This is a genomic window from Empedobacter sp. GD03739, from assembly GCF_029843245.1.
Taxonomy (GTDB): Bacteria; Bacteroidota; Bacteroidia; order Flavobacteriales; family Weeksellaceae; genus Empedobacter; species Empedobacter falsenii_B.
In genome coordinates this window covers 1-18,491 of record NZ_JAOCHX010000052.1, presented here as the reverse complement: position 1 = coordinate 18,491, position 18,491 = coordinate 1, and the positions used below count along the sequence as shown (strand labels likewise).

Genomic DNA, 18,491 nt, shown 5'->3' with positions numbered 1-18,491 from the left:
TTAATATACAATGAACCTAAATGCCTAAAGCTAAAATTTCAAACATTAGCAGAATAATGTGGAATATAGGTTTATACCAAAATTTTTCTGAGCTCATTCAGGAAATCAACTTTATCCGTCCAACAGATTCATAAAGAAAAGATGAGTGTGATAAACTTAGAGAAAAAGGGTTGAATACAAACCACACTCGACCAGATAGATAAAAAGGAATAAGTATTGTGAAAAGTAAAACAACGATAAAAATGACAGTATAAAAATCTTTCATATAATCTTCTAGTTAAGAAAACATCTACTAATACAACAATAAATAAGGAAACTTATATTCGTGATAAAGAAAGAAAAAGCCACTTACAAATCTGTAAGTGGCTGATTTACACCGCTCCTCCTCTTGGGCTCGAACCAAGGACCCTCTGATTAACAGTCAGATGCTCTAACCAACTGAGCTAAGGAGGAAAATCCGATATTTTAAAATTTTATTTTTAAGTCTTTGTTTGACGTTTCACTAAAAAAGCTCCTCCTCTTGGGCTCGAACCAAGGACCCTCTGATTAACAGTCAGATGCTCTAACCAACTGAGCTAAGGAGGAATGTTGCTTAATTGTGGGTGCAAATATAGAAGTATTTTTTACACCCACAAAAAATATTTTAAAATTTATTTAAAAATCATATTCACAATATCGTTCCCGAAGATGAATACCATTAATCCTAAGATAATTACAACTCCAACCATTTGTGCTTTTTCTAAAACTTTTTCACTTGGTTTTTTACCTGTCACCATTTCATAGATAGCAAAAACGGCATGTCCACCGTCCAAACCTGGGATTGGTAATAAGTTTATGAATGCTAACCAAGCAGAAATCATTGCCGTGAATGACCAGAAAAATAACCAGTTCCATTCTTTTGGCATTTGTTTTACCATTCCAATTGGTCCAGCAACTTGTTTACGACCGTCTTTTACTTGGAACAATGTCCCAATTCCACGAACTTGCGTTGCAATCGCTTCAAATGGCTCTACAATCCCTTTTGCGATTCCTTCACCAATTGTATAATCTTCTTTTGATATTAATGAATCTAAATATGCTGTTGATCTAATGAATCCAATTTCGCCATTTTTGTTCACACTTACCATCAATTCTACTGGCTCGCCTTTTCTTTCAACACTTAAAGAAACTGTTTTTCCTTTGTATTCTTTTAATTTATTTGTTAAATCTGAAAATAGAGGTGTTGTGAAACCATCAATAGCAATTACTTTATCATCTTTTAATAAACCTGCTTTTTGTGCTGCACTATTCTCAACAACAGAATCCACAACGGTTGGCATTTGAGGAATAAAGAAAGCGCCTTTAGCGTTTAAAATTTCAGTTCTGAAATCTTCTGTAATTGGTAAAGAAACTTCTTTTCCTTGACGTTTTACATCTAAAGTTTCACCACCTAACAAGGCTTCTTTTCCTATTTCGTTTAAAGCTTGATATTTTACCCCATTTACTCCAATTGGAATATCACCTTTTTGTAAGCCAAATTTAGTTTGAGTTGCATTCGCTTCAATTCCATATTGCATTTTGTTTACATCAACAAAGCTTTTTCCTTGAGAAATGAATAAAATAGTATAAATAATCATCGCTAAAATGATATTCACAATAATACCTCCTAACATAATGATTAATCGTTGCCAAGCTGGTTTTACGCGGAATTCCCATGGTTTTGGTTCTTGTTTCATTTGTTCCAAATCCATACTTTCGTCAATCATTCCCGAAAGTTTTACGTATCCTCCAAGAGGCAACCAACCGATACCGTAAACAGTATCACCAATTTTCTTTTTCCAAATGGCAAATTTCACATCGAAAAAACAAAAGAAACGTTCGACACGAACGCCAAACCATCGCGCTGTTACATAATGTCCTAGCTCGTGCAACATTACTAAAAGCATCAAACTAAGCATTAAGGTAGCTATCTGTATTAACATATTGTTTTAAATTTATTTATGTTCGAATTTTATTAAACGATTACAAAATTAATCGAATTTATTTATCAAAGCTGTTTATTTTTTCCATTCTAAGGTTTCTAACAATTTTTTTACATCTTTTTTGATATAATCAACTGCTGGAGCTAAAGAATCGGGTTTTGGTTGAGTTTTGAAATAAACCGAACCTGCTAAAAAATTCTTCACACTATCCGTCGCATGAAACTGAATATTAATTGCTGATTCTCCTCCTAATTCATACATAGTACCAAAAACCTTTTTTTCTGGAAAAGAAAATTCTTGTGGCGAGATAAAACTGGCTTTAACCGTCTGTTCTTGCACAAAACTCTCACTTTCTTTTATTTGAACGATTAAATCTTGTGGAGACTGAACCGGAAAATATGTCAGGTAAATTGTCGCTTTCATTCGTGGATAAACAATATTGAAAGAGTTTGGTTTTTTACCCATAATGACCTTCCCAAAGTTTGAGTATTGAAAAGTATAGGGTACATTTTCTTTGAAAGACAGATAAGTTTGTTGCGGATATTCGAGGCGAACTTGTCCTAAAGGTTTGGCAACTTCCTCGCTTTTATTGCACGACACAAAAAAAATAGCACTACTACATAATGCTATTATAGTTTTAAAATTCATTGTATAACGTAAAACGTTAAGTTTTTTAAAATTCATTTAATTTTTTAATTTCTAAAAAGGCAAATCGTCTTCTCCTTCATCTATAAAAGGTGGCTCGACAACTGTTGTGTTTTGTTGACTTTGCTGAACTTTGTTCTGATCATTTTGCATGGCTTGACGTTGTTCATTGTCAATTTTTGGTGTCAAAAACTCGATTGAATTTGCTACGATCTCTGTTGTATAACGCGTTTGTCCGTTATCGTCCCATTTGCGCGTTTTGATGCGTCCTTCAACAAAAACTTTATCTCCTTTTTTCAGATAACGATCACATAATTCTGCCAATTTATTGCGTGTCACAATATTGTGCCATTCTGTTTCTGTAATTCGTTCTCCTGTTCTCGAGATGTAAGACTCTGTCGTTGCAATAGGAAATCGTCCAATACAATTTTGTTCATCAAAGTGATGCAATTTTATATCATCACCCAAATTTCCGATCAAAAGTACTTTATTCGTTGTTCCATTCATAGTTGTAATAGATTTTTAGTGGCTTGTTACTTACAAAGTTAATCCAAATAATGTTTATTTATAAATTTTTCTATTGGTTTTGGAAGCGGATAATGTTCTAGATCATTTAAAGCAATCATTTCAAAATCATTTTCGGCTTGCAAATTTGTTATATCTATTAAAGATACATTTAATTTCCAATATTTTATAAATAAATTTTGATGCGACAAAATGTGTTTCTCTTCTTCTATAAAAGTTAAATTATTTTCAAGATTTTGATCTAAAATCCAACCTTTATCCAACAAGTCAGTTTCAGTTTCTATTTTTGGAAAAGTGAATAAATTTTTCCAAACATCATTTCCAATTCGTTTAGACAAGGCAATTTTATCTTCATTTTCGATGAGAATAAAATGTAAAAAACGATTCGAAACTTTTGTCTTTTTCAATTTTATAGGCAATTCGTTGACTTTATTTAATCGAAGCGCTTCACAAGACTCATTAAGTGGACAAATTTCACATTTTGGCTGTTTTGGTGTACAAATTGTTGCACCCAAATCCATTACCGCCTGATTAAAATCGCCTGGACGTTTTTTATCAATGATTTCTAAGCCCAAATCCCAGAAAATCTTCTTTGTTTTTGGCGAACTTATATCATCTGTAATATTAAAATATCGCGCAAAAACTCGAAACATATTTCCGTCTACAGCAGGTACATTTTCATCATATACAATAGATGCAATTGCAGCTGCAGTGTAATCTCCTACGCCTTTTAGCTTTTTTAAATCTTTGAAATTATTCGGAAATTGTCCATTTAATTCATCAGCAATCGTCTTTGCTGTGAAGTGTAAATTTCTGGCACGGGAATAATAACCCAGTCCTTGCCAGAGTTTTAGGACTTTTTGTTCGTCGGCATTTGCCAAATCGAAAATAGTCTCAAATTCTTGTATGAAATTATTGTAAAATTTCATACCTTGGTCAACCCTTGTTTGTTGGAGAATAATTTCCGACAACCAAATGTGAAATGGGTCTTTTGTATGACGCCAAGGTAAATCTCGTTTATTTTTGTCAAAATATGACAAAATCAGATAGTTGAAGTTCATAAAAACTGAAAAAATCTTTTTTTGTTGGGATACTATCGTTATATTTGCACCCGCTTTCAAATTTAAGAATAATAAGAGGAATTATGACAAAGGCAGAAATAGTAAATAACATTTCAGGTAAATTAGGACTTGAAAAGAGCGATACTCAAAGAGTGGTAGAATCGTTTATGGAGGAGGTGATTAAATCATTAGTAGAAGGAGAAAATGTATACTTAAGAGGATTTGGTTCTTTTACTATTAAAACTAGAGCTGAAAAAACAGGTAGAAACATTACAAAAGGTACTTCTATCATTATCCCAGCACACAACGTTCCTACATTTAAACCAGCGAAGACTTTCATCGAAGATGTAAAGACTAGCGAAGCAAACGTAATCAAATAACAATAAAATAATTGTATCATGCCAAGCGGAAAAAAACGTAAAAGACATAAGGTAGCGACGCACAAACGCAAAAAACGTCGTCGTCTTAACAGACACAAAAAGAAAAAATAATTAGTAGCTAAGCTATTAATAATTTAGTCTTTTTACAAGATAGCACTTTTCAATGGAAATTTTGGAAAGTGCTTTTATCATTTTTAAAAACATAATTTTTTGATGAGTAAAGAATTAGTGATTTCAGCCTTAGCTGATCAAGTACGCATCGCAGTTTTAGATGAAGGTCGCTTGATGGAATTTCATCAAGATACTGCAAATGATGGCTTTGCAGTTGGCGACATTTACTTGGGTAAAATCAAAAAATTAGCTCCTAGTTTAAATGCAACCTTTGTTGACATTGGTTATTCGAAAGATGCATTTTTACATTATCATGACTTAGGTCCACAAATACGTTCGTCAAATGCGTACAACAAAATTGTAGCAAATGGCACGTACAAAACCGAAAAATTGAAGAACTTCCGTATGGAAGAACCGATTGACAAAGATGGACAAATTACAGAAATCTTTGCTCCAGGTGATTCCGTTTTGGTTCAAATTACAAAAGAACCAATTCATACGAAAGGACCAAGAATTACTTCTGAAATTTCAATTGCTGGTCGATATTTAGTTTTAGTTCCATTTTCGGAACGTGTTTCGATTTCGCAAAAAATCAAACAAAAACCAGAACGCGATCGTTTAATCAAAATTTTAGAAGGTTTAACACCAGAAGGCTTCGGAGTTATTATCAGAACAGTTGCCGAAGAGAAGAATGCAGAAGAATTACAAGCAGATTTGGCTTATTTGTTAAACAAATGGTCTCAAATCTTCAAAAATCTTCAAAAAAAGAAAGCGCCAGCTAAAATTCTTAGCGAAATGGACAGAGCTTCTTCTATTTTGAGAGATAATTTTAATGATGATTTTATTAAAATTTCTGTTGATGATGATGAATTAGCTGACGAAATGCGCGAATATTTGGAAGTTATTGCACCAGATAAAATTAATTTGGTAAAAGAATACGACGATCCATTTGTTCCAATTTTTGAGAAGTTTAATGTCGAAAGACAAATTAAACAAGCTTTTGGTAAAACGGTAACTATTCCACAATCTAAAGGTGCATATCTTGTGATTGAACATACAGAAGCGTTACACGTAATTGATGTGAATTCGGGAAATATTTCTCGTAATTCTAAAAATCAGGAAGATTCAGCTTTTGCCGTAAACAAAATTGCTGCTTCTGAAATTGCACGTCAGTTGCGATTACGTGATATGGGAGGAATTGTTGTGGTCGATTTTATTGACATGACGGATGTAGAACATAAAAAAGAATTGTTCGAGCATCTGAGAGCTGAAATGGCGAAAGATAAAGCAAAACATAAGATTTTGCCACCAAGTAAATTTGGATTGATTCAGATTACAAGACAACGTGTTCGCCCAGAGGTGAATTTTGTTACAACTGAAGAAAATCCTAACCAAGAATCGAATGAAGTTGAAGCACCTATCGTTACAATTGATAAAATTGAACAAGTGCTCTTGAATATCCTTGATAGAAAAGATAAGGATTTACGAAAAATGTCGTTGCACGTGCATCCTTTCGTAGCTGCTTATTTACAACATGGATTGCCAAGCATTCAGATGAAATGGTTTTTTAAGCATAAAAAGTGGATTAAGATTGTACCAAGAGATGCGTACAAATACTTACAATTTAATTTCTTGGACAAAGATCATAATACACTTTACAACGAATCAAATTAAGAAAAACCTCGCAATTGCGAGGTTTTTGTTTTTAATTAATCTTTTTCAACTCCTCCGCTAGAGTTTTCTGCGTCGACCATCATTTGTACTCTTTTTTTATATTCACTTTCAAGTTTTTTAAACTCTTCTTGATTGATTAATTTTCCTTTATTAGGTTCAGTAAATTTTAATGAATTATCCAATTGAATAGATTCTAATTTATATGTCATATATTGATCAGGAACGGTTTTAAATGATTTTCTCATCTCCAATATTAATCCAGGAAGATTATTATAATTATTAGGTCCACATTTCGATTTTATTTCTGTAGCATACCAAGCTTCGAGTAATAAATCACCTTCTTCGTATATTGCTTTCTTAACATTAAATCCTTTTATAACCTTAGTTTCTCGAGTCAAATTCCAATTTATTTTAGTGAAATCTACTTTTATCAAGTACAATTTATTATCCATTTCTCTTGAAACCTTTAAATAATTTTTATCAAAATCATAATAACTTTCTAAGTCTTTGTAGCCGCCAATGTAATTTAAATTGCTTGTAGCTCCTTGAGAATTATCAAGTTTTACAATTTGTTTTTGAGAACAACGATTATTATCACCAGTTAATTCTATATATAATGGTCGAGAATAACGTTTTTCAGTTTCTAAATCTTGTTCTGTTTTTCCGAAATTCATGAACTTACGAACTTCATATTCAACCTTGAATTTTTCTTGACCAAAACTAAATATTGGAAAAAAAATTAACAATAAATATTTCATATGTAATCGGTTTGAAGATAAATATACCTAAATTATATAAAAAAATCCGTTCAACTATTTGAACAGATCTTTTTATATTCGTTATTCAACTTAATACTATGAAAAAAATCTTCCGAATTCTACTCAAAATATTAGGCCTTTTAGTTTTACTAATTGTGGTGTATCTGCTTGCGGTGGTTTTGTTGCCATTAATTCCAGTGAATAAACAAAAAGATAAGCCTAACGATCAAATTACTGCGTATATTTTGACAAATGGTGTACATACAGACATTGTAGTTCCTGTAAAATCTGAAACGATTGATTGGTCTACTTTTGTGCCTTTTTCGCATACAAAATCGAAAAAAGAATACAAATATATTGCCTTTGGTTGGGGAGATAAAGGCTTTTATTTGGATACACCAGAATGGAAAGATCTTAAATTTTCTACAGCTTTCAACGCTGCATTTTGGTTAGGAGATTCGGCGATGCATACTACTTTTTATGATAAAATGACTGAGAGTGAAGATTGTAAAAGAGTTGATTTGAGTGTAGAAGAGTATCAAAAATTAATTGTTTACATCAAGCAATCATTTGATTTGGATCAAAATAACAAAGTCGAATTAATAAAAACAGATGCTGTTTATGGAGATAGTGATTCGTTTTACGAAGTAAAAAGAAGTTATAGCTTATTTTTTACGTGTAATACGTGGGCTGCAAGCGCGTTAAAAGCAGCAAATAAAGAAGGACCATTGTGGACGGCAACACAACAAGGAATTTTTCGTCATTATGAATAATTTTTTTTAAATTATTTCTAATTCATTTTCAAAGAGTTGCCTATTGATGCGACTTGTAGAACGAAAAAAAATACTTTTAAGATTTGGAAGTAATAAAATTTGCTCTATATTTGCAACACAATATCGATAACGATACTCCTCCTTAGCTCAGTTGGTTAGAGCATCTGACTGTTAATCAGAGGGTCCTTGGTTCGAGCCCAAGAGGAGGAGCAAAAAAGACAATCAATCTGATTGTCTTTTTTTTTATTAATACCTCCCTACTTAAAAGCTTTACTATTTAACTAATAAATATGAATATTCTGAATTCGTTTCATTCTCATCATAAACAATATGCGATGTTGAAATAAATTCAACATGACAAACCACTTCTACAGAAATGGTTTTTTATTATAAATACTTAAAAACGTTTAATTAATATCATTTTTCATAGCTTTATTACCAATCAAAAAATAACTTATGAAAAAACTATTATTATTTGCTACACTTTCAGCGACTACATTTTTCGCATCTTGTAATAACGATGATGATTCTAATGTAGAATCGCATGAAGAATTATTAATTGGTAAATGGCAGATTAAAAACTCTGGATATTATTTGAATGGAAAAGAAATAATTGAAGAATACAATGAATGTGATTCTAAAACAAGTATAACTTTTAATAAAAATTTTACTTATTATAATGATTTTTATGAAGGTGGAGGAAATGACCCTTGTTATCATAGCCCGTCTGAAGGAAAATGGAGTTTAAAAAACAAACAAATTACCTTAACAGAAAATAACACTAATGATACTGAAATAGAAAATATCGAAATATTAACAAAAAATAGTTTAAGAATTTCATTTGGAGATGAGGACGGCTTTTTTATTAATTATACAAAATAACAAAAAAACCTCTCAAAATTGAGAGGTTTTTATCATTATATAAAAATTCTTTCGAATTAATCTTCAGCAAATAATTCTGCTTCGTCAGCTGGATTATCAACTGATGGTTTTCCATCTACTGGCTCACCTTTGATTAATGCGACAATTTTAGCTTCAATTTCTTCTGCCAATTCAGGATTATCTTTCAATACTTCTTTTACAGCATCGCGACCTTGTCCTAATTTGCTATCGTTGTATGAATACCAAGAACCAGATTTGTTTACAATTCCTTTCTCAACACCCATATCCAAAATTTCTCCAACTTTAGAAATTCCTTCACCATACATAATATCAAATTCTGCTTGACGGAATGGAGGAGCAACTTTATTTTTAACCACTTTTACTTTCGAATGATTTCCGATTACCTCATCTCCATTTTTGATTTGAGTAGAACGACGAATATCCAAACGTACAGATGCATAGAATTTTAAGGCATTACCACCAGTTGTTGTTTCTGGATTACCAAACATAACACCAATTTTTTCACGTAATTGGTTAATGAAAATCGCTGTACATTTCGTTTTATTAATTGTTCCTGTCAATTTACGTAAAGCTTGAGACATCAAACGCGCTTGTAATCCCATACGAGAATCTCCCATTTCACCTTCAATCTCCGCTTTTGGAGTAAGTGCCGCAACAGAGTCAATTACGATAATATCTATCGCTCCCGAACGAATTAAGTTATCTGCAATTTCTAATGCTTGCTCACCATTATCTGGTTGAGAAATAATTAAGTTTTCTACATCAACACCCAATTTCGCTGCATAATAACGGTCAAAAGCATGCTCAGCATCAATAAAAGCAGCGATACCACCAGCTTTTTGCGCTTCAGCAATAGCGTGTAATGTCAATGTTGTTTTACCAGAAGATTCTGGCCCATAGATTTCGATAACACGTCCGCGAGGATAACCTCCTACTCCTAACGCTAAATCTAATCCCAAAGATCCAGAAGGAATTACTTCTATTTTATCATCAACAGCCGAATCTCCCATACGCATTACAGTTCCTTTTCCGTAAGCTTTGTCCATCTTATCTAAGATTAGCTGTAACGCTTTCTTTTTATTGTCTAAATCGCTCATTATATTATTTTTTATTTTTCTAAAATTTGTTTTGCGTGTTCTTTTGTTTTCACTTTTTCAATTACATCCGTAATCATTCCTTTTTCATCAATAATGAACGTTGTACGATGAATTCCATCAAATTCGCGTCCCATAAATTTCTTTGGTCCCCAAACACCGAAAGCATTCAGAATTTCATGATTTTCATCTGCAAGCAAAGGAAAACGTAAATTGTTTTTCTCAGCAAAATTCTTTTGTCTTTTCACAGAATCTGCACTTACTCCAACCAAATGATAACCTTGCGCCTTCAACGCATTTTCGTTATCGCGTAAATCACATGCTTCGGCTGTACAACCTGGTGTACTTGCTTTTGGATAAAAGAAAACGACTAATTTTTTTCCTGCAAAATCTTGGTACGAAACTTCGTTTCCATCTTGATCAATTCCTTTAAAATCTGGAACTTTATCTCCTATTTTTAACATCTTGATTTGTCTTTAGAACTTCTCGTAAAAATAATGATTAAATCTTGAATCGTAACTGATTTAACTAATTAATCTTTTATTTATACTACAAATGTAATGTTATACAACGCCAAAATAAGTCGCTAAATATTTACTTTTATTTTTTTGTAAGAAAGCTTGTGGCTGATTATTTAAAGCATAATTAAAGATGTTTCATTATTTTTACACAAAAAGTTTCAGAACTTATGATGTTAAAGAAAGAGCGTATCCAATTTGTGATTGATGAATTGGAAAAATTATATCCAGTTCCACCAATTCCATTAGACCATCAAGATGCTTTTACATTATTGATCGCCGTTTTATTATCTGCCCAAACAACAGATAAAAAAGTGAATCAAGTAACACCCGAATTATTTGCGAAAGCTGCTAACGCAAAAGCAATGTCGTTATTAGAAGTAGATGAAATAAAATATTATATCCGCGAAATTGGTTTATCAAACACAAAAGCCAAAAATATCAAACGATTATCTGAAATTTTAATCGAAAAATACGATGGCGAAGTTCCAGAAGGTTTTGAAGAATTAGAAGAATTACCTGGTGTTGGACACAAAACCGCTTCGGTTGTGATGTCTCAATGGTTTGGTCATCCTGCTTTTCCTGTCGACACACATATTCATCGTTTGATGAAATTATGGAAATTGACAAAAGGTAAAAATGTTGAGGAAACAGAAAAAGATGCGAAGAAAATCTTTCCAAAAGAGTTGTGGAACAAATTACATATTCAAATCATTTATTATGGACGTGAATATTCTCCTGCACGCGCTTGGAGTTTAGACAAAGATTTTATTACACGAAAAATGTTCGAATAAAAAATACCTTCCAAAATGGAAGGTATTTTCATTATTATTTTACAATTTCAAAAACTTGCAAACGAAGCTTTATCGTATCTACTTTACTCAACGTATCTTGCAAAATCAAATATTTTGGATCTAACTGCTTCACATAATAATTGTACGTTGTATCATTCAGAGACATCGTTAACAAACGTTTTGTTTTAGACGTATTATACACATACGTTCCTGTCGTTTGTTCTTGTACACAATTTCCTTTTTCGGTTTTATACATGTTAGAATTATAATTCGTAACATCCGAAAAATCTAATGTAGACTGTCGCTCACAAGACAACAACTTGTCTGTTTCCGTTATATTCCCTTTCGTTTTTCTAATTTCTTTCAATTGCCATTTTCCAGATCGCAACAATTGATCTTGCGATATTGCCAACGAATCGTCTTCTTTGCACGAAAAAACTGAAAGCAATAAAATTGATGCTAAAAATAGGCTGAATATATTTTTCATTCGGTTCAATAATTATGTGGTAAAAATAAAGATTTTGAATGACGTAAAGTGAATATAAAAAATAAACCTGAAAACTTATTTTCTTTATTTATTGTTTACGTAAAATATCATAACTGATTGTATTTGCTATTTTCTCAAATTTCTTATCAGAATCTACAATTTTTTTATCAATATATGTTTCAAAAGTTATCGTTTTATCTTGATTAATTTTCACAATTCTATCCTCAAAAATATAATCATCAATGTAAAATTGAATTCTATTATCAACAATTCGCCACAATGTTAATCGAGGCTCACTAGGAAAACAATTGCCATTACTTCCTTCTACATAGTTATAAATAGCATATCCATTATCCCAAATTGTATAATTTCTCATTAACCGGCAATCATCAAATTCTTTAGACACTTTTTTGCCATTTTCATAAAAGCCCGATTCTTGTAATTTCCAAAAACCAATCACATTATCAGGTTTTAATTGTTGAGAAAACATTTTTGAAGAGAATAAGATTAATAGAATTAAAATATTTTTTTTCATAAGATTGATTTACCTTGTAAAGGTATATTTTTTACCTTATCAAATAAAAAGAATGAAAAAATTCATACTAGAAGCTTCCGACAAATATCCAATTGCCGTAACCTCTTTTGGCGAAAACAACGCAACCAAAAAAATCATTGTCATTTCGTCTGCAATTGGTGTTAAACAAACTTTTTATGCCAAATATGCAACGTATTTAGCTAATAAGGGATATTTGGTTTTTACGTATGATTATCGCGGAATCGGCGATTCTAAACCCAAAAAGTTAAAAGATTTTAAAGCGCATTTTACAGATTGGGCCGATAAAGATTTTTTAGGTTTAACACAATATATCGAAGAATTTTATCCCAATCACGAAAAATTCTTAATTGGTCATAGTATCGGTGGAATTATGATTGGTTTGACACGCGCTTACAAAGTTTATGATAAAATTGTAACGATTGGTTCTTAATATGGCTATATCAAAAATTTTCATCAAAAAGATAAAACTAAAGTGAATTTCTTTTTTCGCATTGCGATTCCTGTTTTATCTGCTTTTTACGGTTTTTTTCCTTCTCAAAAAGTTGGAATGGGCGAACCAATTCCAATCGGGATCGCAAAAGATTGGCGAAAACTAATTCTGAATGAAACTTCAATTCTAGGTTACGCTGATGAAACGCAAAATTTGTATGATGAAATTACAAAACCTGTTTTAATCATTAGTTTGGATGATGATTTTATGGCAACGCCAAAATCTGTAGATTTATTTGGGAAATTAGTTTTGAAAAATGCGAAGAAAAAACGTTTGAATATCATTCCAAAAGAATATGGATTAGATGAAATTGGACATTTAGATTTCTTTCGAGAAAAAAATAAAACCGAAATTTGGCATATTCCTCTTGAATATATTGAAGAATAAAAAAAGCTCGAGATAAATCTCGAGCTTTTGACTTTTTACAAACGAATTCCAACTCCGCCAAAAACATTAATTCCAGCTTGTGGAAAATAAAATGCTTTTCCGTAATAATAACCGTTTGATTCATATTCTACATCAAATAAATTATTAATCAAGAATGAAAATTCAAGGTTTTTAATTCCTTTTACTTTTGGCGAATATCGAATCAAAAGATCCGAAACCAAATAACTATCTAATTTTCCATCTACTGGTTCTGTATTTGATAAATATTGTTCACCAATATATTTATTCGTCAAATTAATCAACACATTTTTGAAAGGAATAACTTCAAAACCAAAAGCAGAAATCACATCAGGTGACATCGAAATTTTTGTTTTTCCGTATTCTTTTACAGAAGAGCTTCCATCAACATCCCAAACTTCCTCTTTGTAATTATCATGTTTGTTTTCGCTAAACGTAATATTTCCAAAAACATTCAAACGATTTGGAATAATCTTATAATTTGCATCAAATTCGACTCCTCGTCTAAAACTTTTTCCTGAATTAATTCTTTTTCGACTTCCTACATCATTCAATTCTCCAGTTGGCACCAATTGATCACGGTAATCCATATAATACAAATTCGCACTCAAAGCAAGACGACCACTTTTTCTGTAACCCAATTCGTAATCTTGTAAAAATTCGGCTTTTGGTTTTTTATCTTTATCATTCAAACCTGCATAATCATTTCTCAAAGGCTCACGATGTGAAATACCATAAGAAGCATACAATACATTTGAAGAATTGATTTTAAAATTTATTCCAGCTTTTGGATTCACAAAATTGAATGTATCCGAAAATGGTCTGAAATCTTCCTCATCATTTTTCCCATTTGGCAAATATTTCGCATCATATTCAACATAACGGTATTGCAAATCACCAAACAATTCAAATTTATTCAATTGATACAATACTTTTGCATAAGCAGCCAATTGCTTTTTCACAGAACGATTGTTGTAATATTTGAAATCTTTATCCTTAAAATCTGTGCCTTTTACCCATAAGACATTTCCATAATGATCGCCATCATATTCGTTTGCAGATAATCCGAAAAATACTTTAAAATCGTTTAATTTTTGATTTTCAACTTCAAGATTAAAACCATAAAAATCATTATCAAGATATTCACGATTAATTAAATTTCTTTTTTCTGAAGTTAAATAATCCAATTTATAACGTTTCAAACTGCGATTATTTTTATAGCTCTCGTAATAACCTTTACCTTTTGTGTAATGAACTGTTAAATTTGATTTCCAATTATTCCCAAAATCTTGTAACCACGAAAGAAAATAATGATTTTGACGGTAATTATCGGTGTGATTTTTATAAAAACCTTCAACCTTTCCATTTTCGTCTAAAATTTCTCCTTCAAAATTATATGTTCTATCTTTTTTTAAAGTTTCAGCATCTACACCACTCCATGCCTGATACGTTTGTTCTTTTCCAAACATATTCTGAAATCTAAACTTTGTTTTTTCATTCAATTCATATAAGGCAGTAAAATCATAAGAGATTAAATCTGACCAAGATCTGTCTACATATCCATCCGAATTTATCTTAGAAAAACGTCCATCAATACTCAACTTATTATTTAGTATTTTTCCCGTACCAGCCTGAACTGTATATTTTTGCGTTTTATAATTTCCGAAAGAAACATTTGCTTCTGCAAAAGGAACGGTAGACGGATTTTGAGATTCGATATTAACACTTGCTCCGAAAGAAGCCATCCCTTTTGATGAAGTTCCAACTCCTCTCTGAATTATCATAGAGCTTGTAGATGAAGCCAAGTCTGGCATATTCACCCAAAAAACACCTTGAGACTCAGGATTATTAAGCGGAATTCCATTTAATGTAACATTGATTGATTGCTCATTAAGTCCACGAATTTTAATCGATGAATAACCAATTCCTGTTCCTGTATCGGAAGTTATAGAAACAGACGTAGCAGAATTTAACAAAGTTGGAACATCTTGTCCCAAATTCTTCTTTTGTAACATTTTATCAGTTACCTTTTCAACTGTAATCGGAAGTTTTTCGACAATTGAAACTTCTCCTAATTGAATTTCTTCTTTTTGAATAGAATCTTTTTCTTGTGCATAAAGAATAGATGCACCAAATAATGACAATAAAAAAATCGACCTTTTCATAATTAATTTTAAAAAATATTATGAAAGGAGCCATCTTACACTTTTATAATTTACGCGCGAATGTAATTTGGTGAAGTACCAGTTCCCTTAGCAGCATTACCTGCCCAGGTTCTTTGGGTATAATCTCAGCCTCTTGTAAAGAAGCACCCCTTTCGATTGAACTTCAAAGGTAATCTTTTTTTTGAAATTTAAAAATTAACCCAAATTCTTAATCTATTTTCAGTTCTGCAACAATCGGAAAATGATCTGATTTTATATCATCTCCACGATAAAAATTGGTCACTTTTATTTTCTTCGAAACCCAACATTGGTCAATATTTGTGCGGAAAATTGGAATAAAAGCATTCCAAGAATTATTCAATCCAAAACCAGAACGAGCATCTTTCATTTTATCTGATTGCACCAATTTGAAATTCGGTGAATAAACCGTAGAATTCAAATCTCCAACTAAAATGATATTTTCATTCGGTAAAGCATCAATTTCCTGCTTCATCAATTCGTATTGTTTATTTCGTCTTTCAAAACGAGCCTGATTTGGTAAAGGCGGAACAGGATGCGTTGCCAAAATACTTAATGGTTTAGCGTCTACAATAATTTCCGCTAAAATAGACGGATGCATCTCATCAATATAATTTTTTGTAGATACTTTAGAGAATGGAATTTTAGAATAAATCGCAATTCCAAAATTGTTACTTCTCACCTCTTCTTTATAATATGGATATTCTTTTCGGATAAACTCTACATGTTTTTGCCAAGCAGGCGTTAATTCTTGTAAAACAATTACATCACTTTTATCTTTAGCTAAATAATCTTTTAGATGTTGAAATTCTTCATTTTGAGAAAAAATATTGATCGACGTAATTTTAAAATTCGATTTTTCTCCTTTTGCATTTTCTCCAAAATAGAAATTTCCTATGTTTTTGTACGTAATAATCGGAATCGCAACCAAAGGAATCAACCATAAAATATTTTTCTTTTCTTCTTTTCGAATCGAATAATTGTAAATCAAACACAAGAAAAAAGCAATAATCAGCGCATACATAGAATATTGTACCAGCATATCGAATACAAAATATTGATAAAAACTCTTACTCGTCAAATAAATTCCAGCAAATACAAAAAATAAAATTCTACTCCATTTTGTTAACATCTCGTCAATACTTTTTTAATTCTCGTAAAAATAGAAATTATATTATTCATTAACTTCGCAATATGATAAAAATCGGAATTTTAGGAGGAGGACAATTGGGGTATATGTTTTTGCAAAATGCATTGCAATATCCTTGCGAGATTAGTATTTTAGATCCAGCTGCTGATGCACCTTGCGCGCCACATGCACATCATTTTGTACAAGGCGATTTCAAAGATTATGACACGGTTGTTGCATTTGGAAAAGATTTAGATGCCATCGGAATTGAGATCGAACACGTAAATGTTGAAGCATTACGTTATCTAAAATCAATTGGAAAACACGTTGTTCCAGATCCTGAAGCTTTAGCGATTATTCAAGACAAAGGAATTCAGAAAGAATTTTATGTCAATAATAATATTCCAACTGCGCCTTATCTTGGATTAGATAATTGGGAAGATTTAGAATCGAAACAAGACATCAGTTATCCAATTTTTCAAAAATCTCGAAAAGATGGTTACGATGGAAAAGGTGTTCAGTTCCTAAAATCTGAAGCTGATTTGGATAAAATGCTTCAAGCTCCTTCAATTTTCGAAACGCCAGCCGATTTAGATCGTGAAATTGCGGTTGTTACGGTTGCCGATCATTTAGGAAATATTGTCACTTATCCAACAGTAGAATTTGTCATCAACGAAGAATATAATTTGTTAGATTATTTATTGATGCCTTCTACACTTCCGAAAGAAATCACTGATAAAGCGGAACAAATTGCGCGAGATGTTGTAAAAGCATTGAAATCTCCAGGAGTTTTCGCAGTTGAATTATTCTTAAACAAAGATCAATCGATTTGGGTAAACGAAACTGCTTCTCGTGTTCACAATTCTGGACATTCAACAATTGAAGCGGCTTATTCATCACAATTCGATCAAATGTTAAGAACGTTAATGCAATTACCACTTGGTTCTACAAAATTGTTTACAACTTCTGCAATGGTCAATTTGATTGGTGCTGAAGGACAAACTGGACAAGCAGAAATCGAAAATATTGAAGAATTATTGACGATTCCAGGAACATTTTTGCATTGGTACGCAAAAACTATCACAAAACCAGGTCGAAAAATGGGGCACGTTACATTGGTGAACGATGATTTAGAACAATTAAAACAAAACATAAAACAAGTCAATGCAACGGTAAAAGTCGTAGCAAAAAAGTAACAACTATGGTAGGAATTATAATGGGAAGTGATAGCGATTTGCCTATCATGAAACAAGCAGCCGATCTATTAACAGAACTAAATATCCCTTTCGAATTAACAATTGTTTCGGCACATCGTACGCCACAACGTATGTTTGATTATGCAAAAACAGCACATGAACGTGGAATAAATGTTATTATCGCTGGAGCTGGTGGTGCTGCGCATTTACCAGGAATGGTTGCGTCTATTACGCCGCTTCCTGTGGTTGGTGTTCCAATTAAATCGTCAAATTCGATTGATGGTTGGGATTCTATTTTATCTATTTTGCAAATGCCAAATGGGATTCCGGTTGCGACTGTTGCTGTGAATGCGGCGAAGAATGCAGGAATTTTGGCAGCGCGTATTTTAGGTGCGACTAATCCAACTTTGCAAGAAAGATTAATCAAATATCAAGAAGATTTACAAAAAGCTGTAGAAGCGAAAATAGAGCTTGTAAAAGGCGAATATCCGAATGGGTTTGATAAGTAAAAACTAATTTGTATGATCGAAAACTACATCCAATTATTAGAAGGCTATAATAAAGATAATATTACATTTTCTGATATTGAAAAAGCTATAATAGAAATTAATGAATCCGATGATGAACATGGTATTTTTTGGGTTTCAATAATTTCTGATGATGATTTTGAAAATGTTATTGAGACTTCAAAATCTTTAGATTTAATTATAACATTTAATGAAATATCGACCAAGTATAAAGCAAAAGATTGGAATGAAGTTAAAGAATTATACAAACTACTTTTAGAAGAAAAATTTGACATAATAAAAACTAAAATTAAATAAAGCCAAAACCTCCCAAACTTATTA

21 protein-coding genes, 3 tRNA genes and 1 riboswitch are annotated in these 18,491 nt (G+C 31.8%); of the genes, 11 read left to right on the top strand and 13 right to left on the bottom strand.

What is annotated here, in order from left to right; all coding sequences use genetic code 11:
• Positions 1–379: 379 nt before the first annotated feature.
• The 6 genes from N5E64_RS13630 to mutY form a co-directional block, all read right to left on the bottom strand.
• Positions 380–453: transfer RNA gene (locus N5E64_RS13630), tRNA-Asn, on the bottom strand.
• Between the two features lie 58 nt (positions 454–511).
• Positions 512–585: transfer RNA gene (locus tag N5E64_RS13625), tRNA-Asn, on the bottom strand.
• 65 nt (positions 586–650) lie between these two features.
• Positions 651–1,961, bottom strand: coding sequence for an RIP metalloprotease RseP (rseP, locus tag N5E64_RS13620; protein WP_280037959.1), 1,311 nt, complete (start codon positions 1,959–1,961; stop codon positions 651–653).
• Positions 1,962–2,036: 75 nt separating this feature from the next.
• A complete protein-coding gene (locus tag N5E64_RS13615; protein WP_260392386.1) occupies positions 2,037–2,645 on the bottom strand; it encodes a gliding motility lipoprotein GldD in 609 nt (202 codons plus the stop codon).
• A 15-nt stretch (positions 2,646–2,660) separates the two neighbouring features.
• Positions 2,661–3,113, bottom strand: coding sequence for a single-stranded DNA-binding protein (locus N5E64_RS13610; RefSeq protein WP_280037958.1), 453 nt, complete (start codon positions 3,111–3,113; stop codon positions 2,661–2,663).
• Positions 3,114–3,151: 38 nt separating this feature from the next.
• Positions 3,152–4,171, bottom strand: a complete 1,020-nt coding sequence (gene mutY, locus N5E64_RS13605) for an A/G-specific adenine glycosylase (RefSeq protein WP_280037957.1) — start codon at positions 4,169–4,171, stop codon at positions 3,152–3,154.
• A 104-nt stretch (positions 4,172–4,275) separates the two neighbouring features.
• Between mutY and N5E64_RS13600 the strand changes: the two genes are divergently transcribed.
• Both N5E64_RS13600 and N5E64_RS13595 read left to right on the top strand, forming a co-directional pair.
• Positions 4,276–4,572 carry an HU family DNA-binding protein gene (locus tag N5E64_RS13600; protein WP_019975652.1) on the top strand — a complete coding sequence of 99 codons (297 nt, stop codon included), beginning with the start codon at positions 4,276–4,278 and terminating at the stop codon, positions 4,570–4,572.
• Positions 4,573–4,785: 213 nt separating this feature from the next.
• Positions 4,786–6,357 carry an Rne/Rng family ribonuclease gene (locus N5E64_RS13595; RefSeq protein WP_280037955.1) on the top strand — a complete coding sequence of 524 codons (1,572 nt, stop codon included), beginning with the start codon at positions 4,786–4,788 and terminating at the stop codon, positions 6,355–6,357.
• A 35-nt stretch (positions 6,358–6,392) separates the two neighbouring features.
• On the opposite strand, the gene N5E64_RS13590 is transcribed toward N5E64_RS13595, so the two are convergent.
• Positions 6,393–7,115, bottom strand: a complete 723-nt coding sequence (locus tag N5E64_RS13590; protein WP_125349904.1) for a GLPGLI family protein — start codon at positions 7,113–7,115, stop codon at positions 6,393–6,395.
• A 98-nt stretch (positions 7,116–7,213) separates the two neighbouring features.
• On the opposite strand from N5E64_RS13590, the gene N5E64_RS13585 reads away from it, so the two are divergent.
• The 3 genes from N5E64_RS13585 to N5E64_RS13575 all read left to right on the top strand — a co-directional run bounded on the left by N5E64_RS13585 (position 7,214) and on the right by N5E64_RS13575 (position 8,770).
• The gene (locus N5E64_RS13585) at positions 7,214–7,888 is read left to right on the top strand and encodes a TIGR02117 family protein (protein ID WP_280037953.1); all 675 of its coding nucleotides are present in this window, start codon (positions 7,214–7,216) and stop codon (positions 7,886–7,888) included.
• 136 nt (positions 7,889–8,024) lie between these two features.
• A tRNA-Asn gene (locus tag N5E64_RS13580) sits at positions 8,025–8,098 on the top strand.
• Positions 8,099–8,344: 246 nt separating this feature from the next.
• Entirely contained in the window at positions 8,345–8,770 is a 426-nt protein-coding gene (locus N5E64_RS13575) for a lipocalin family protein (RefSeq protein WP_125349906.1), read from the top strand.
• Positions 8,771–8,826: 56 nt separating this feature from the next.
• Here the strand turns inward: N5E64_RS13575 and recA are convergent, their stop codons facing one another.
• Both recA and bcp read right to left on the bottom strand, forming a co-directional pair.
• A complete protein-coding gene (gene recA, locus N5E64_RS13570) occupies positions 8,827–9,888 on the bottom strand; it encodes a recombinase RecA (RefSeq protein ID WP_038333157.1) in 1,062 nt (353 codons plus the stop codon).
• 11 nt (positions 9,889–9,899) lie between these two features.
• Complete coding sequence (bcp, locus tag N5E64_RS13565; protein ID WP_125349907.1) at positions 9,900–10,355, bottom strand: thioredoxin-dependent thiol peroxidase; 456 nt, start codon at positions 10,353–10,355, stop codon at positions 9,900–9,902.
• Positions 10,356–10,576: 221 nt separating this feature from the next.
• Between bcp and nth the strand changes: the two genes are divergently transcribed.
• Complete coding sequence (gene nth, locus N5E64_RS13560; protein WP_038333161.1) at positions 10,577–11,197, top strand: endonuclease III; 621 nt, start codon at positions 10,577–10,579, stop codon at positions 11,195–11,197.
• A 34-nt stretch (positions 11,198–11,231) separates the two neighbouring features.
• Here nth and N5E64_RS13555 read toward each other — a convergent pair whose 3' ends face one another.
• Together N5E64_RS13555 and N5E64_RS13550 are read right to left on the bottom strand one after the other, a co-directional pair.
• Positions 11,232–11,684, bottom strand: a complete 453-nt coding sequence (locus tag N5E64_RS13555; protein ID WP_219034255.1) for a lipocalin family protein — start codon at positions 11,682–11,684, stop codon at positions 11,232–11,234.
• Positions 11,685–11,772: 88 nt separating this feature from the next.
• A complete protein-coding gene (locus N5E64_RS13550; protein ID WP_219034256.1) occupies positions 11,773–12,219 on the bottom strand; it encodes a lipocalin family protein in 447 nt (148 codons plus the stop codon).
• A gap of 52 nt (positions 12,220–12,271) precedes the next feature.
• Here N5E64_RS13550 and N5E64_RS13545 point away from each other — a divergent pair, with 52 nt between their 5' ends.
• A complete protein-coding gene (locus tag N5E64_RS13545) occupies positions 12,272–12,670 on the top strand; it encodes an alpha/beta fold hydrolase (protein WP_280037952.1) in 399 nt (132 codons plus the stop codon).
• A gap of 42 nt (positions 12,671–12,712) precedes the next feature.
• Positions 12,713–13,117, top strand: coding sequence for a hypothetical protein (locus tag N5E64_RS13540; RefSeq protein WP_280037951.1), 405 nt, complete (start codon positions 12,713–12,715; stop codon positions 13,115–13,117).
• A 35-nt stretch (positions 13,118–13,152) separates the two neighbouring features.
• Here the strand turns inward: N5E64_RS13540 and N5E64_RS13535 are convergent, their stop codons facing one another.
• Positions 13,153–15,300, bottom strand: a complete 2,148-nt coding sequence (locus tag N5E64_RS13535; protein ID WP_280037950.1) for a TonB-dependent receptor — start codon at positions 15,298–15,300, stop codon at positions 13,153–13,155.
• Positions 15,301–15,366: 66 nt separating this feature from the next.
• A riboswitch (TPP riboswitch) is annotated at positions 15,367–15,461 on the bottom strand.
• A 47-nt stretch (positions 15,462–15,508) separates the two neighbouring features.
• Positions 15,509–16,360 (bottom strand): endonuclease/exonuclease/phosphatase family protein, encoded by an 852-nt coding sequence (locus tag N5E64_RS13530; protein ID WP_280037949.1) that lies wholly within the window; start codon positions 16,358–16,360, stop codon positions 15,509–15,511.
• 152 nt (positions 16,361–16,512) lie between these two features.
• On the opposite strand from N5E64_RS13530, the gene N5E64_RS13525 reads away from it, so the two are divergent.
• From N5E64_RS13525 to N5E64_RS13515, 3 genes are read left to right on the top strand one after another with little or no spacing between them, the layout of a single operon-like run.
• Positions 16,513–17,643 (top strand): 5-(carboxyamino)imidazole ribonucleotide synthase, encoded by a 1,131-nt coding sequence (locus tag N5E64_RS13525; RefSeq protein WP_280037948.1) that lies wholly within the window; start codon positions 16,513–16,515, stop codon positions 17,641–17,643.
• Between the two features lie 5 nt (positions 17,644–17,648).
• The gene (purE, locus tag N5E64_RS13520; RefSeq protein WP_115002168.1) at positions 17,649–18,152 is read left to right on the top strand and encodes a 5-(carboxyamino)imidazole ribonucleotide mutase; all 504 of its coding nucleotides are present in this window, start codon (positions 17,649–17,651) and stop codon (positions 18,150–18,152) included.
• Positions 18,153–18,164: 12 nt separating this feature from the next.
• Positions 18,165–18,467 (top strand): hypothetical protein, encoded by a 303-nt coding sequence (locus tag N5E64_RS13515; RefSeq protein WP_125349911.1) that lies wholly within the window; start codon positions 18,165–18,167, stop codon positions 18,465–18,467.
• The last annotated feature ends 24 nt before the right edge of the window (positions 18,468–18,491 follow it).

What these genes read in the sequence shown, in the direction of transcription:
- rseP (WP_280037959.1), bottom strand. Translation starts at nt 1,961, where the DNA reads ATGTTAATACAGATAGCTACCTTAATGCTTAGTTTGATGCTTTTAGTA.
- N5E64_RS13615 (WP_260392386.1), bottom strand. Translation starts at nt 2,645, where the DNA reads ATGAATTTTAAAAAACTTAACGTTTTACGTTATACAATGAATTTTAAA.
- N5E64_RS13610 (WP_280037958.1), bottom strand. Translation starts at nt 3,113, where the DNA reads ATGAATGGAACAACGAATAAAGTACTTTTGATCGGAAATTTGGGTGAT.
- N5E64_RS13600 (WP_019975652.1), top strand. Translation starts at nt 4,276, where the DNA reads ATGACAAAGGCAGAAATAGTAAATAACATTTCAGGTAAATTAGGACTT.
- N5E64_RS13595 (WP_280037955.1), top strand. Translation starts at nt 4,786, where the DNA reads ATGAGTAAAGAATTAGTGATTTCAGCCTTAGCTGATCAAGTACGCATC.
- N5E64_RS13590 (WP_125349904.1), bottom strand. Translation starts at nt 7,115, where the DNA reads ATGAAATATTTATTGTTAATTTTTTTTCCAATATTTAGTTTTGGTCAA.
- N5E64_RS13585 (WP_280037953.1), top strand. Translation starts at nt 7,214, where the DNA reads ATGAAAAAAATCTTCCGAATTCTACTCAAAATATTAGGCCTTTTAGTT.
- N5E64_RS13575 (WP_125349906.1), top strand. Translation starts at nt 8,345, where the DNA reads ATGAAAAAACTATTATTATTTGCTACACTTTCAGCGACTACATTTTTC.
- recA (WP_038333157.1), bottom strand. Translation starts at nt 9,888, where the DNA reads ATGAGCGATTTAGACAATAAAAAGAAAGCGTTACAGCTAATCTTAGAT.
- nth (WP_038333161.1), top strand. Translation starts at nt 10,577, where the DNA reads ATGTTAAAGAAAGAGCGTATCCAATTTGTGATTGATGAATTGGAAAAA.
- N5E64_RS13555 (WP_219034255.1), bottom strand. Translation starts at nt 11,684, where the DNA reads ATGAAAAATATATTCAGCCTATTTTTAGCATCAATTTTATTGCTTTCA.
- N5E64_RS13550 (WP_219034256.1), bottom strand. Translation starts at nt 12,219, where the DNA reads ATGAAAAAAAATATTTTAATTCTATTAATCTTATTCTCTTCAAAAATG.
- N5E64_RS13545 (WP_280037952.1), top strand. Translation starts at nt 12,272, where the DNA reads ATGAAAAAATTCATACTAGAAGCTTCCGACAAATATCCAATTGCCGTA.
- N5E64_RS13535 (WP_280037950.1), bottom strand. Translation starts at nt 15,300, where the DNA reads ATGAAAAGGTCGATTTTTTTATTGTCATTATTTGGTGCATCTATTCTT.
- N5E64_RS13530 (WP_280037949.1), bottom strand. Translation starts at nt 16,360, where the DNA reads ATGCTGGTACAATATTCTATGTATGCGCTGATTATTGCTTTTTTCTTG.
- N5E64_RS13525 (WP_280037948.1), top strand. Translation starts at nt 16,513, where the DNA reads ATGATAAAAATCGGAATTTTAGGAGGAGGACAATTGGGGTATATGTTT.
- purE (WP_115002168.1), top strand. Translation starts at nt 17,649, where the DNA reads ATGGTAGGAATTATAATGGGAAGTGATAGCGATTTGCCTATCATGAAA.
- N5E64_RS13515 (WP_125349911.1), top strand. Translation starts at nt 18,165, where the DNA reads ATGATCGAAAACTACATCCAATTATTAGAAGGCTATAATAAAGATAAT.